We start from the raw sequence: 13,607 nt of genomic DNA, 5'->3' as shown, positions 1-13,607 counted from the left end.
ATCTACGTTGGTAGCCTACGGAGCGGAGTAATTGGGTATCTGTTGGATAACCCCCTCTGGGGTGTGGAGTGGCGAGCAATAGCTGATACCCGGTGCTTTCTGTAGGGGCACAGCCACACTGGCATCGTCGCTCATCATTTCTACATAGGCCTTGTAGAGATTGCTGATGTTACGCACATATTGCACAGGCTCCGATCCCCTTACATAGCCATAACGCGCACGCTTAAAATACTGGGGTTGGGCCAGCTTTAACATGGCTACTTCTACATTGTCGAACCAGACATTGGGGTCTAGGCCCAACTGCTTGGCGAGGCGCTGTGCATCGAGAAGGTGGCCATAACCAGCGTTGTATGAGGCTAGAGTGAACCAGAGTTTGTTTACCGTGGGCAGGGAGGGGTTAAACCGGTCTCTGACCCAGTCCATATATTTCACACCGGCTTTAATGGCGCGCTCCGGTTCAAATAGTGGGGGTGGAAATCCCATTTCCTCTGCGGTTGCCGGCATTACCTGCATCAGACCTTGTGCACCAACCGGTGAAACCGCTTTTGGATTGAAATTACTTTCCTGCCACATTTGTGCAACGATCATGCGCCAGTCAAAATCATATTTATAAGCCGATTCTTTTACCAGGTCATCATAGGGGGAGAGGTTTTCTCCTGGGATTATTCGGGTGCTAACCCTCTGCATAAAGCGTTTGTTGGGCTCAAAGTAGGCCGCATACTGTTTTTTATACTTCGCAGTTTTTCTATAGCCCTCGATAAATTTATTGAGGTTCTTCAGTAGATGCCAGTTCTGGCGTAGAACCAGCCAGCCTTGGGGCTGGGGGTCCCCGAGTAACGTACCTAGTACCAAATTGGGCTGTACTGAAGCCTCAATTTTTGCGCGCCCAGAATTTGAAATGGTGGCATCGATTAGACCGTCCGAGATCAAAGAGAAAATTTGTGATTGGGACATATCCGGCGGTGCAACCTGAACTTCTACGTCAATACCTGCGTCTCGCAGAGTTTTAGCTGTGTCAATAAAAGAAGAGTAGGCACGTAGAGTGAGTTTTCGGCCGCTCAGGTCCTGAATTTTTTCGATTGGGGGTTTATTTTTGCTACTTATGATTTGCTCTGCTGACTCTACATAGGGCTTGGTGAATACCATCCCTTTTGGCTCATAGGATGAGGTGATATTGAGTTCCGATCCGGCAAAATCCCCGCGTCCGGCCCTGAGCCAGTCCGCTAAGCTCTCTTCATACGGCACCACAATAATTTGTAGCTGCAGTTTGTGTTTGTCTGCGAAGGCTTTCGCCAATTCATAGTCAAAACCCATTAACAGACCTTTCCAAATAAAGTAGGTCGTGGGGCCGTTATAAGTAAGCAAGCGAATAACACCAGATTTTTTAATGCCCTTCCAGTCGGTGATGCGCTCTTCCTGGGCCTTCACCAGATTGCGAGTAATAAAGTTATCCACTGTGGAATTGAGTCGCTTAGTGTCTTTGCGCATTCCCCAGGCGATATTCTGCATCTCGCTAACATAAGCCCCTAGGCGTAAGTCGTCCCTATAGTTGCGTAAATCCTCCGCAGAAAAGTTCTCGAGAATCGCGACCCGATTATTTTTCATATTGAGCATATCGATCAAACCATCGCGATTACCGTGAATAACAAATTCACGCACAGAAAGTTTCGCATCAGGATATTTGGCAATTAATTGTTGCGCAGCTTCTATATTGGCAGAGCCCTGCGGAACAATTAATTCAACATCGTTAAGTTTGCTCGGGTCGCTAATATCTGGACCGGAAGGGCCAGTAACTAGCTGCAGGCGGGATTGGCGCATGGGTACGCTGAAGTCAATGATTTTCTTTCGCGCATCGGTCACTGTTAGGTTATAGGCAATGACATCAGCTTCACCGGCAATTAGCATTTCTACTGCTTTGTCGGGGGTTGGGGCCTTAATCCACTTGGCCTCCAGCTTTAATTGGTCGGCGAGTTTATTTCCCAGCTCGAAGTGGCGCAGGCTGACTACTCCGTCTCTAGGTAATAGGTTTTCCGCTGCTCCGGTCAAGTTCACGAAGCGGATGGTGCCGTGTTTTTTTATTTCCTTGAGGTCCCCGGTTTCAATGTAATTGACCTGTTGTTCTTTTGCAGGAATAACAGTAGGACTTTTTTTCTCCTCGGTTGGGGTATTTGCCTGAGGGCTACTTTCTGAAGAGGCCGTAGGTTGTAAAGTACCTGACTTCTCTGAATCTTCGGGTGCTTTTGGGGAGCATCCGGCAAGTGCGAGAATTAGTATAAAAAAGTATAAAAAAATCCAGCAATAGGGGCTGATAGCTTTATAACGGCACCTCATAGATAGCTCCAAAAGCTCTCTATGTGTGGATTATAGTGTCGTGCCTCTTCAGCCCATTTTCTGGTTTTAGTGACTGATGTTCTCTACCTTGGCGGAAAAGTGACCCCGGGCCAATTGAACTTCAATTTCCTGGTTTATTTCGAGCGTGCGGCTGTCTTTTAGAGGTTTACCTTGGGAATCCTTGGCAATAGCATAGCCGCGCTGTAAAACAGCCAGTGGGCTCACATTGTGAAGTAACTGCGCTTGGTGGTTGAGCCTGTCAGCTTTTTGCAGCAAAAGGCGCTCAGCCGCGCGTTGCAAAGTGCTTTGCACAAATTTCAGCTGTTCTCCTTTTTTCTGTAATTGCCTCTGGGGTTGGTAGTGGGTAAAGGCCCGCTGAGCTGCTGCCAATTGGTTGCGGCGCTGCTGAATTTGCTGCTGGCCTGCGGCCAATAGGCGCATCTCCAGGTGGTCCAGGCGTTGCGAGCGGTTTTGCAGTTGTTCACGCGGGTGGCGTAAACGATTACGGCTCAACATAATTTTCTGCTGTAAGTGGCGAACCTGCTGCTGTATGGCCCTATATAATCGAAGCCTACTATTTTCCAGCCGTTGATATAACTCAGCGGCATTTGCACTGGCAATTTCCGCTGCTGCTGAGGGGGTGGGTGCGCGTAGATCGGCAGCCAGATCGGAAACGGTCGTGTCTGTTTCGTGGCCTACCGCAGAAATTGTGGGAATGGGGCAGGTGGCCAAGGCTCGCGCAACAACCTCCTCATTGAAAGGCCAGAGATCCTCCAAAGAGCCGCCGCCACGCCCCACGATAAGTAGGTCGTGGCGACCGCTGCGGCCAGCTTTTCCAATAGCGCCGGCGATTTGTTGCGCCGCTCCCTGGCCTTGTACAGCCACTGGCCAGAGTTCAATTCGCGCTCCAGGGTGGCGTCGACCCAATACATGGATCATATCGCGAATCGCGGCACCAGTCGGGGAAGTGATAATGCCAATATTGGTGGGCAAATAGGGCAGGGCGCGTTTTCGGGCGCTGTCGAATAGCCCTTCGGCCTGTAATTTGGCTTTGAGTTGTTCCAGTTGGCGCATCAGGGCGCCGAAGCCGGCTTCCTCCATATGTTCCACGATCAACTGGAATTCACCGCGGCCCTCATAGAGGCTAACCCGTGCACGGATCAGCACTTCGCGGCCGTTTTGTGGGCGAAAAGCCACACTGCGGTTGCGCCCGCGAAACATGGCACAGCGCACCTGGGCGCGGGCATCTTTCAAGCTAAAATACCAGTGGCCGGAGCTGGGCACAGTAAAATTGGAGATTTCCCCGCTGATCCACAGTAGTGGAATGCTGCCCTCCAGCAGCTGTTTCACCTCCCGGTTCAAATCGCTTACCGACAGGACACTGCGTTTGCTGTTGGGAGTTGCTGGGCTGGATTGCATCTGTGCCTCTCAAGTGAAAACTGGCGGAGCAATATTGCAGTATCCCCTTTATAGGTAAAGTGCTTTACTCGTTAAATCTGATTTTCTATGAAATGCCATTTGCGCTTTTATTCCTGAGAGGTATAATCGCGCCGATACCCAATCCCGCCTATTCGAGGTTTGAGTGTCAACAATGTCTGAATCCAATCTGCGCATCGCGCGCGAAGCCCTCACTTTCGACGACGTCCTACTTGTGCCCGGTTATTCCGAGGTGACCGCCAAGGATGTCAGCCTTAAAACCCAGCTGTCCCGCAATATCACCCTGAATATTCCCATTGTCTCCGCTGCTATGGATACAGTAACGGAAGCGCGCCTGGCAATTGCCCTGGCACAGGAAGGTGGTATCGGCATTATTCACAAGAGCATGTCCATTGAAGAACAGGCTCTTGCGGTGCGTGCGGTGAAAAAATTTGAAGCCGGTGTGGTAAAAGACCCGATTACGATCGAGTCGGATGCCACCGTGCGTGAATTGATCGCCCTGACAACCCATCACAATATTTCCGGTGTTCCGGTAATGGATAAAGGAGATCTGGTGGGTATTGTTACCAGCCGCGATGTTCGCTTCCTTACCGACCTGGATGTGAGTGTTGCCAGTGTTATGACGCCAAAGGAGCGCCTGGTAACTGCACACGAAGATGCCTCTTCTGATCATGTGCGCGAATTGCTGCACAAGCACCGCATCGAGAAAGTACTCGTTGTGAACGATGATTTTGAGTTGCGTGGCCTGATTACCGTTAAAGACTTTAATAAGGCAGAGCAGTACCCAAACTCCTGTAAAGATTCCGATGGTCGCCTGCGTGTTGGCGCATCAGTGGGCACCAGTCCTGACACCGATGATCGCGTAGCGGCTCTGGTAGAGGCCGGTGTGGATGTGTTGGTTGTGGATACTGCCCACGGCCATTCCCGCAACGTAATTGATCGCGTGCGTCGCATTAAGGAAATGCATCCTCAGGTGGATGTAATTGGCGGCAATATTGCCACTGGCGACGCCGCGCGCGCATTGGTTGAAGCTGGTGCGGATGCTGTGAAGGTGGGTATTGGCCCCGGCTCTATTTGCACCACCCGAATCGTAACGGGTATCGGTGTGCCCCAGGTAACGGCAATTGCTGAGGTTTCCACTGCGCTTAAAGGAACAGGGGTACCCATGATCGCCGATGGTGGCATCCGCTATTCCGGTGATATTTCCAAGGCAATTGTTGCGGGTGCTTCTTCCGTAATGATGGGCTCTATGTTTGCCGGTACCGAAGAGGCGCCGGGTGAGGTGGAGCTATACCAAGGGCGTACTTACAAGTCCTATCGCGGTATGGGCTCCCTCGGTGCCATGGCGCGCACTCAGGGCTCCTCCGATCGCTACTTCCAGGATGCCAGCAAGGGCGCTGAAAAACTGGTCCCGGAAGGTATTGAAGGGCGCGTCCCTTATAAAGGCCCTCTGTCTGCCATTGTGCACCAGATGCTCGGTGGCCTGCGCTCTGCTATGGGTTATACCGGTAGTTTGGATATTGAAACCATGCGCACCCGTCCGGAATTTGTGCGGGTAACTGCCGCCGGCATGGGTGAGTCCCATGTACACGATGTGCAGATTACCAAAGAGGCGCCCAACTACCCGGTGGGCGGACGCTAAGCCCCTCGGTGAACAACTTTCAGTACCAAGCCGCAAACGGACCTTTCAGGTCCGTTTGCCGTTATTTATTCTGTTAATGAGTCAATCATGAGCCAAGATATCCACTCCAGTCGAATTCTGATCCTCGACTTTGGGTCCCAGTACACCCAATTGATCGCCCGCCGAGTGCGCGAGCTGGGTGTTTTTTCCGAAATTCGCGCCTTCGACATGAGCGAAGAAGAGATCCGTGAATATAACCCGAAAGGTATTATCCTGGCCGGTGGGCCCGAATCTGTACCGGAAGAGGGCTCTCCCCGCGCGCCAGAAGTGGTTTACAGCTTGGGCGTGCCTGTTCTGGGGATTTGCTATGGCATGCAGACCATGGCACACCAGCTAGGTGGTGCCGTACAGGGAAGTAACGTCCGCGAGTTTGGCTACGCCCAGGTAAAAGTAGAGGGCACTTCCAATCTGCTGCGCGATATCAAAGATCACCTCAACGATGAAGGTGAGGCGCTGCTGGATGTATGGATGAGCCACGGCGACAAAGTCGTGCAAATGCCGGAAGGCTTTGCGCTGATGGCCTCCACCGATTCCTGCCCCATTGCTGGTATGTACTCCGCCGACAAGAACTTCTTTGGGGTACAGTTCCACCCGGAAGTGACACATACCCTGCAGGGTATGCGCATCTATGAACACTTTGTCATTGATATCTGCGGTTGTGAAAAGCTCTGGACCCCGGCCAATATTATCGAGGACTCCATTGCCAAAGTGCGCGAACAGGTGGGTGATGGCAAGGTATTGCTGGGTCTCTCCGGTGGTGTCGACAGCTCTGTGGTGGCGGCACTGCTGCACAAGGCTATTGGCGATCAGCTGACCTGTGTTTTTGTGGACAACGGCCTGTTGCGCAAAAATGAGGGCGATCAGGTGATGCAAATGTTTGCCGACAATATGGGCGTGCGGGTTGTTCGCGCCGATGCGGAAGAGGATTTCCTCTCACGTCTGGCAGGTGTGGATGAGCCTGAAGCCAAGCGCAAAATTATCGGCAATACCTTTATCGAGATTTTCGATCGAGAAGCGTCCAAATTGCAGGATGTGAGGTTCCTGGCTCAGGGTACTATTTATCCAGATGTGATCGAATCTGCCGCCGCCAAAACGGGCAAAGCCCATGTAATCAAGTCTCACCACAACGTGGGCGGCTTACCGGAAGATATGCAGTTTGAACTGGTGGAACCACTGCGTGAGCTGTTTAAAGATGAAGTGCGCAAAATCGGCCTGGAGTTGGGCCTGCCTTACGATATGGTTTACCGCCACCCCTTCCCGGGACCGGGCCTGGGCGTTCGCATTCTCGGCGAGGTAAAGAGAGAGTACGCCGATATCTTACGCGAGGCAGACGCCATCTTTATCGAGGAGTTGCACAAGGCTGATTGGTACCGCAAAACCAGTCAGGCATTTGTGGTATTCCTGCCGGTGAAATCGGTTGGTGTGGTGGGCGATGGCCGCCGCTATGAATATGTAGTGGCGCTTCGAGCCGTGGAAACCGTGGACTTTATGACGGCGCGTTGGGCGCATTTGCCCTACGAGTTGATTGAGAAAGTCTCCAACCGCATTATTAATGAGATAGAGCATATCTCCCGCGTGGCTTACGATGTATCGAGCAAGCCACCGGCTACCATCGAGTGGGAGTAAGCGCTTAATCTCACTTCTTTAATGGGGCGCTTGGCGCCCCATTTCTCTATTTCCCCCGCCAAGCGTGCCACTTTCCACAGCTGAGCTCTTTACTTCAAATGGCGCTTAACTGGTGCGCACGTCTCTCGCTTTTATCTTGTAATTCACTGTAACTCGTTGATTTTTTGGGCGTTTCAAAAGCTGGTCATTTTTTCTTCAGATTGTCACATTGGCGCAACCATGGGCCTTTGAGACAGGGAAAGAATAGTTATCCTCAGAGATATCCACAGAATCTGTGGGTAGCCACTCTTCGAGAGGGGTGTAGTTGGTAATTAGGGAGCTAAAAGTGAAAGAAGGGGCACCTTTTGCACAGAGATGCCCTGGGCGGATTAAAGTTGGCGCCGGAAGCTGATCAGTGCCGCAGTAACCGCTACGTTGAGGCTCTCCACACCATTTTGCATGGGGATACGCACTAGCTCGTTACACTGCTTGGTGACCGCATCGCTAACCCCGCGGGTTTCATTGCCCAGAACAAAAATAGTTGGTTTGTTACCGGGAACCTCTGCAAGGGTCATTGAGGCATGGGAGGACAGGCCACAGATACGTGCGCCGGAATCGCGAAAATCGCTTAGTGCATCGGCCAGGATGTCGCACCGTAGTATCTGGGTTTTAAATAGAGTGCCGGTGCTGGCTTTGATCACCAGTGGGTCAATCTGTGCGCAGCCCTTTCTCGGCAGGAGAATACCATCCACACCGCCGGCACAGGCTGATCGGATAATCATGCCGAGATTTTGTGGATTGGTAATACCGTCCAGCGCTAAAAGTTCGTATGTCTTAGCCTCATTCTTGAGCAGGAAGGCTTTGTAGTTGCCGTAGTTGGGTAGGGCCAGATCCAGAGCTACACCCTGATCCTGGCGAGAATTTTTCGAGATGCGGGAGAGTTCTTTCCGGTCCAAGTAGGAGATTTCTATCTGGCGCTCCTCGGCCAGGGACTCCATTCGACTGATTAGCTGGTCGCGTCGGTTGCTGCTAGCCAGGTGCAGCTTGTGTACCGGAAGTTCTGGGTCTTCCAGTGCTTCGAGCACCGGCTTGCGCCCATAAATAGTTAGTAGGCTGTCGAAAAAGGCCCTTTTTTTTAGGTATTCAGAGGAGTCTTTCACCGCATTGGCTCGCTCAGTAGTTCGATCAATTTGGCCGCGCTCTCATCGGATAGCTGGCCCCGCCGCGCCAACTCTACACAGGCGAGGCCCAGTTGGCGATAGTGGTGCGCGAGTTCCGGGGCTGTCGAGGTTAAGTCTTTCAGCTGGTTGGCTACTGTTTCCAGGTCGCCCCGGGCGATCGGGCCGGTGAGAGAATTCTCCGGTCCAAGAGCCATATTATTCTGTGCGGTCTGCAGAACAATTGGCTCCAGTAACTTGAGGGCACTATCGCGGTCGATACCTGCCGCAGCGAAACTGCTCAGGCTGAGATCTATGAGTACGGTGAGATAGTTGCACGCGATCACCGAACCGGCATGGTATAGAGACTTGTGCTGGGCTTCGATGTTGAGTATTTCACAGCCTATGGTAGTGAAAGCTTCTGCTAAAGCCTTTGTTGCAGAGCTTTCGCCCTCTAGGGCGACGCTACAGCCGGTGAAATTGTCGAGGGAGCGCAGCGGATCGGCAAAGCTGTGCACCGGGTGGGCGCTGGCGATAGCGGCAGGGCGTAGCACTTCGAGCACTTGTGAGCTCAGGGCGCCACTGCAGTGGAAGGCAGCTATGTTTTCGCGTTCGCCAAGGTGGTTGGCGAGGCGTTCAGCTGTTGCGGCAATCTCGCTATCGCTGCAAGCGATTAGCCAGAAGTCTGCGGGCTTCATCAATTCCAGCGCGGCTACTGCGCGCCCGGCGCCGATAAACTCGGCGGCAGCCTGTGCGCTATCCAGACTGCGGTTAAAAATCGCTTGAACTTGAAAAAAACCGGCCTGTTGCCACAAACGCCCGAGAGTTTTTCCCAGGCGCCCGGCACCAATAATGTTGAGTGTCTTCATCAGTTGCCGGCGAGGCAGTCCAGGTAAGCTTTAACAGCATTCTCCAGCCCCATACCGATGGCGTCTACGGTGAGGGCGTGGCCGATTGAGACTTCCTGTAATCCCGGCAGGGTGCGGTAGCGGGGCAGGTTGACCAGGTTCAGGTCGTGGCCCGCATTTACCCCCAGTCCCAGTTGGCGTGCATGCTCGGCGGCGGCGCAGTGAGCGCTGAAGATTTCTTCCAGCTCCGCACTCTGTTTTGCGGCTGCTTCTGCATAGGGGCCTGTATACAGCTCAATGCGATCAGCGCCCACATCTTTGGCCAGGCTGATCTGCTCTAGATCCGGATCCATAAACAAGCTAACTCGGACACCGGTGTCCTTGAGTCTGGCGATCAGGGGGACCAGGCGCGGGCCATCGAGCTTGAGGTTGAAGCCGTGATCGGAGGTTAGCTGGTCGTTGCTGTCGGGGACCAGGGTGCACTGATTTGGTTGGGTTTCCAGTACTAACGGCATCAGGCCGGGATAGTCCCCCTGGTGCAGGGCAAAGGGATTGCCCTCAATATTGAACTCAATACCCTGGCGATCGCGGCACAGTGCAGCCAATTCGCGTACGTCATTGGGGCGGATATGGCGCTGATCTGGGCGTGGGTGTACGGTAATACCCTGCGCACCAGCGTCTAGGCATATCCGACCGTGGGCAGTGACATCGGGGAAGTTACCCTCGCGGGAATTGCGGATCAGGGCGATCTTGTTGAGATTAACACTGAGAGCGATCACAGCTTATTCTCCCTTGCTGTTGGTGGCGACGGCGTTGTCACCGGTGTCTATACGTTTGGCCTCAAGGATGCGGATGGGCGTGTTGGGGGCACTTGGGTGCTGTCGATAAAGGCCCCTTGGCTGTTCTACCATCTTTTCCACAATATCCATGCCGGCAATCACTCGGCCAAAAACGGCGTAGCCGGGCTTGCCTTCTTGGGCGTCGAGCCTGGTGTTATCGACCAGATTGATAAAAAACTGAGAGGTAGCGCTGTCTGGGTCGTTGGTTCTTGCCATGGAGAGGGTGCCGCGCAGGTTTTGCAGGCCGTTGGCGGATTCGTTGACGATGGGGTCTTGGGTTTCCTTTCTCTGGAAATCGAAAGTAAATCCGCCACCCTGAACAACGAAGCCCGGTACTATCCGGTGGAAGATGATCCCATTGTAAAAGCCGTTATTGGTATAAGTAAGGAAGTTCTGTACGGTGACCGGAGCTTCTTTGGCGAAGAGTTCGATCTGAATAATGCCCAAGTCGGTTTTAAGTTCCACGCGCGGGTTTTTGGCCAATGCGGGAAGGGCAAGGGTTGCACAGAGTAGCATTGCAAATAGTTTACGCATCATCCTAAGTCCTTTAGGTTTTACGGCAGTGTTTCGGCACAGCCGCTTTTGAGTTGGATGTAGGGCCTGGGGGGATATCACTTCCCCTGGGGCTCAATAGTATGCGATTTCGACGAGAGTGGGCGAAATCAGTTCGCCCACTCTGAGTGGCGCTTGCGCGGGCGTAGGTGCGGGGCAATCATTGCAAGGAGGGCGCCCAGTAGTACAGACAGAGCGCCATACATATACCACTTGTGGCTTTCACTGCCGGATAATCGCTGAATTTCCGCTTCTGCCATGGTCTTCTCCTGCTTGAGTAGTTCGTGCTGGTGCAGGAGCTTCTGGTGGCGCTCATTGAGTGCCAGGGCATCTGCCGATAACGCCTTTAGGGTTTTCAGCTCGGCTGCGAGAGTCTGGCTCTGTTGCTGGGCGGACTCCAGGGAGCTACTCAGCTTGCTATTTTCTTCCTCCAGGCGGCGGACTTCCCCACCGAGGTTGCCTTCCATTTTCTCAAAGCGTGCCAGGTTCGCTTCCGCTTGTTCCAGCTTGAGTTTGGCCACTGGGTCGGAGACCAGGTATTGGCGCCTCACCCACCCCTCTGTGCCACCCTGGGTGCGCACGCGGGTCCAACCCTCTTGCGGGGCATCTTCGAGAACACTGAGCTGGGTGCCGCTGGGCAAGCCGCGGTGCAGGATACGAAATCCATTGCCTTTACCGGCGCGCATGGGCACATGTAGCTGGTCGGTGATATAGCGAGTTTCGGCGGCGGCAGTTGCCGGGACTGCGTTGAGCAGTGTGGCGGCGATCAGGCCGCACAATAATTTCTTCATTGCGATACAGCTTGTGCTTGTTGTTATTAGGGCAGTACTAATTTGAATGGCTTGACAGAAGTTGAAGCGTAGACGCCAGCAGCCACATAGGGATCGCTGTCGGCCCAGGCCTGAGCTTCCTCAAGCGAGGGAAATTCGGCAACCACTAGGCTGCCGCTAAAGCCAGCCTCACCGGGTTCTTCGCTATCAATGGCGGGGTGCGGGCCTGCAACTAGCAGGCGCCCCTCGTCTTTAAGACGGTTGAGTCGGGCTAAATGGTCTGGACGCGCTTTTTTGCGCAAAGGGAGACTATCGCTAACATCTTCACTGATGATTGCGTACCACATTGTGAATTTTGCTCTTGTTAGTTGATCAGGAAATTTTGTTATTGGGCAACCATGACTTCTTCCAGCTTCAGACCGGTAAGCTTGCCGATACGGGAAAAGAGGAAAAAGAGCACCAGCATTAAAATAATGGTGGCCGGTAGGGCGATCACCGGATAGCTGAGTGCGGTCATTTTACCCAGCTCCTCATTGAAGGCTTCCGTACCCGGAGGGCTCTGTAAAATAACTTTCGCCAGTACGTAGTTGAGTACTGAGGAGAGGAAAAAAGAGGCGGCGATCATCCAGGACGCCTGTTGTAAGGTGCGCTCAAAGGCACCCTGGTTGCCTTTGTTGGCGAGACTCTGGGCGATCTTGGCGGTATCCAGTATCTGGTCGTTGTACAAAAGTGTCTTTACCAGTGGCCAGCGAGTGTAGAGGGAGGCAACGGTGGCGATACCCAGCAGTCCTGGAATGGCGGCTTCTTTAATGGCGATATACTGCGGATCCAACTCCAGCAGGCTGATACCACCGGTGAGCAGGATGCTGATAGTTCCCAGGGCGGAGAAGAAGTTGACCTTGCCAGAGCGAATGAGGTCGCGCAGTCCGTAGCCGAGAGGGAACGCCAGTGCGACCACTAGGGCCCATTTGGTGCCAAGCCAGTCGTCCCCGGAGAGTTTGGTCAGGACCAGGGTGGGGATAACGATGTTGAGAAGCAGGTTGCCGAGCAGGCCCTCTTTCTTCTTGGGCTTCTGTTGGGCTACTGGGGTGGTCGAATTCGTTTCGGTCATACTCAATTCCGGTGATAATGCCCGCGGGAAGCTGGTTGAGAGGTCATATTGCAATGGCCCTCAAGGAAAATCGCTTCCCCACTGACAATACTGCTGTCAGACTCCGGTTCCTCGTGGCCGCCAAGGGAGACCTATGGTCCGGGCCCTATCCTTGAAAACACCGGTTGCGAGTAGGACAGCGCCACCGGATGATTGTTCCAAATAATAGATACTGCGACTTTTAACCCCTAGAGAGAGTGAGAGCCTGCTGTTGAGTTTCCTGCCAGAAGATCTGAATACAGACCTTGTAGACCTTCACTGCCACAGTACCGCTTCCGACGGTATTTTAAGTCCTACTGAGCTGGTGTCGAGGGCGAAATCTCAAGGTGTGACACTGATGGCACTCACTGACCACGATACGGTGGATGGTGTGGCTGAGGCACAGGCGGTTGGTGACCAATTAGGCATCACCGTGATGACGGGGATCGAATTCTCCAGCCTTTGGGGGCGGCGCTCCGTCCATGTAGTTGGATTGAATGTTGACCCGGCAGCTGAGTGCTTGCGGCAGGCAATTGACCTGCGCGAGCGATTGCGCCAAGAGCGCGCCGAGCGGATTGCCGAACGTCTAGAGAAGCGCGGTTTTCAGGGCGCTTTGCAGGGGGGGCGTGAGATTGCCGGTGATTCCGTACTGGGGCGGCCGCACTTCGCCCGTTGGCTGGTGCAAGCCGGGCACGTTGAGGACACAGCGCGGGCATTCAAGCGCTATCTGGGCGCCGGCAAGATCGGTGATGTGCGCGTGGAATGGCCACAATTGCAAGAGACTGTTGAAACTATACAGTCTGCTGGTGGTGCGGCAGTGTTGGCACACCCTCTCAAGTACAGTCTCACTCGAACCCAATTACTGCGTCTGCTGACAGAGTTCTACCGCAGTGGCGGGAATGCTATAGAGCTGCTCTGCGGTCGGCAGAACCCCACGCAGACCAGAGAACTGCGCACCCTCATGGCGTTGGCCGTTGGCGATTCCTGCAAAGCTCCATTGTTGAGCTCTTTGGGAAGTGATTTCCACCAGCCGGAGCAGCCCTGGAGGGAACTGGGCTGTGTGCGTTTACCCGAAGACGTCGAGCCGGTGTGGAATCTGTGGCACACTCTGCACCGGGATCGACCAGGGGAAGCAGTATCTGCCTGACGGTGTGAATTTTCATATCACAACAGAGGGGGAGTCGGCATTGGTCGAACCCTAATCCCCGGCGGGTATCAGAGCCCGCCGCAAGAGGTTTCAATTGATTAAAGCTTGGGG

Annotated in this window: 12 protein-coding genes; 3 read left to right on the top strand and 9 right to left on the bottom strand. The window is 53.6% G+C overall.

From position 1 onward, the window contains the following. Nucleotides 1-15: 15 nt before the first annotated feature. Complete coding sequence (locus MJO52_RS15100; RefSeq protein WP_252082717.1) at nt 16-2,331, bottom strand: transporter substrate-binding domain-containing protein; 2,316 nt, start codon at nt 2,329-2,331, stop codon at nt 16-18. A gap of 66 nt (nt 2,332-2,397) precedes the next feature. Beyond that, entirely contained in the window at nt 2,398-3,750 is a 1,353-nt protein-coding gene (xseA, locus tag MJO52_RS15095) for an exodeoxyribonuclease VII large subunit (protein WP_252082715.1), read from the bottom strand. Between the two features lie 172 nt (nt 3,751-3,922). Here xseA and guaB point away from each other — a divergent pair, with 172 nt between their 5' ends. Beyond that, complete coding sequence (guaB, locus tag MJO52_RS15090; protein ID WP_252082713.1) at nt 3,923-5,410, top strand: IMP dehydrogenase; 1,488 nt, start codon at nt 3,923-3,925, stop codon at nt 5,408-5,410. An 87-nt stretch (nt 5,411-5,497) separates the two neighbouring features. Next, nucleotides 5,498-7,075 carry a glutamine-hydrolyzing GMP synthase gene (gene guaA / locus MJO52_RS15085; RefSeq protein WP_252082711.1) on the top strand — a complete coding sequence of 526 codons (1,578 nt, stop codon included), beginning with the start codon at nt 5,498-5,500 and terminating at the stop codon, nt 7,073-7,075. Nucleotides 7,076-7,443: 368 nt separating this feature from the next. Here the strand turns inward: guaA and rlmB are convergent, their stop codons facing one another. From rlmB to MJO52_RS15050, 7 genes are all read right to left on the bottom strand, one after another. After that, entirely contained in the window at nt 7,444-8,214 is a 771-nt protein-coding gene (gene rlmB / locus MJO52_RS15080; RefSeq protein ID WP_252082709.1) for a 23S rRNA (guanosine(2251)-2'-O)-methyltransferase RlmB, read from the bottom strand. Then, a complete protein-coding gene (locus MJO52_RS15075) occupies nt 8,211-9,080 on the bottom strand; it encodes a Rossmann-like and DUF2520 domain-containing protein (RefSeq protein ID WP_252082707.1) in 870 nt (289 codons plus the stop codon). Before MJO52_RS15075 ends, rlmB begins: the two co-directional genes overlap by 4 nt. Beyond that, nucleotides 9,080-9,838 (bottom strand): pyridoxine 5'-phosphate synthase, encoded by a 759-nt coding sequence (locus MJO52_RS15070; protein ID WP_252082706.1) that lies wholly within the window; start codon nt 9,836-9,838, stop codon nt 9,080-9,082. The genes MJO52_RS15075 and MJO52_RS15070 overlap by 1 nt, the downstream gene beginning before the upstream one ends. Nucleotides 9,839-9,841: 3 nt before the next feature. Next, on the bottom strand, nt 9,842-10,435 hold the full coding sequence (locus tag MJO52_RS15065) for a peptidylprolyl isomerase (protein ID WP_435583618.1): 594 nt from the start codon (nt 10,433-10,435) through the stop codon (nt 9,842-9,844). Between the two features lie 125 nt (nt 10,436-10,560). Beyond that, the gene (locus tag MJO52_RS15060) at nt 10,561-11,241 is read right to left on the bottom strand and encodes a TIGR04211 family SH3 domain-containing protein (protein WP_252082703.1); all 681 of its coding nucleotides are present in this window, start codon (nt 11,239-11,241) and stop codon (nt 10,561-10,563) included. Nucleotides 11,242-11,267: 26 nt separating this feature from the next. Then, entirely contained in the window at nt 11,268-11,567 is a 300-nt protein-coding gene (locus MJO52_RS15055) for a YciI family protein (RefSeq protein ID WP_252082702.1), read from the bottom strand. A gap of 38 nt (nt 11,568-11,605) precedes the next feature. Further along, nucleotides 11,606-12,331, bottom strand: coding sequence for a VC0807 family protein (locus tag MJO52_RS15050; protein WP_252082700.1), 726 nt, complete (start codon nt 12,329-12,331; stop codon nt 11,606-11,608). Between the two features lie 250 nt (nt 12,332-12,581). Here MJO52_RS15050 and MJO52_RS15045 point away from each other — a divergent pair, with 250 nt between their 5' ends. Further along, a complete protein-coding gene (locus MJO52_RS15045; RefSeq protein WP_252082698.1) occupies nt 12,582-13,496 on the top strand; it encodes a PHP domain-containing protein in 915 nt (304 codons plus the stop codon). Nucleotides 13,497-13,607: the final 111 nt, after the last annotated feature.

Source organism: Microbulbifer variabilis, assembly GCF_023716485.1.
Classification (GTDB): Bacteria; Pseudomonadota; Gammaproteobacteria; order Pseudomonadales; family Cellvibrionaceae; genus Microbulbifer; species Microbulbifer variabilis_B.
Note: the sequence above shows the minus strand (reverse complement) of the source record. Positions and strands in the feature narration are given on the sequence as shown.

Excerpts from the sequence above, each read along its gene's own strand:
- MJO52_RS15100 (WP_252082717.1), bottom strand. The coding sequence starts at position 2,331 with ATGAGGTGCCGTTATAAAGCTATCAGCCCCTATTGCTGGATTTTTTTA.
- xseA (WP_252082715.1), bottom strand. The coding sequence starts at position 3,750 with ATGCAATCCAGCCCAGCAACTCCCAACAGCAAACGCAGTGTCCTGTCG.
- guaB (WP_252082713.1), top strand. The coding sequence starts at position 3,923 with ATGTCTGAATCCAATCTGCGCATCGCGCGCGAAGCCCTCACTTTCGAC.
- guaA (WP_252082711.1), top strand. The coding sequence starts at position 5,498 with ATGAGCCAAGATATCCACTCCAGTCGAATTCTGATCCTCGACTTTGGG.
- MJO52_RS15075 (WP_252082707.1), bottom strand. The coding sequence starts at position 9,080 with ATGAAGACACTCAACATTATTGGTGCCGGGCGCCTGGGAAAAACTCTC.
- MJO52_RS15065 (WP_435583618.1), bottom strand. The coding sequence starts at position 10,435 with ATGATGCGTAAACTATTTGCAATGCTACTCTGTGCAACCCTTGCCCTT.
- MJO52_RS15060 (WP_252082703.1), bottom strand. The coding sequence starts at position 11,241 with ATGAAGAAATTATTGTGCGGCCTGATCGCCGCCACACTGCTCAACGCA.
- MJO52_RS15055 (WP_252082702.1), bottom strand. The coding sequence starts at position 11,567 with ATGTGGTACGCAATCATCAGTGAAGATGTTAGCGATAGTCTCCCTTTG.
- MJO52_RS15050 (WP_252082700.1), bottom strand. The coding sequence starts at position 12,331 with ATGACCGAAACGAATTCGACCACCCCAGTAGCCCAACAGAAGCCCAAG.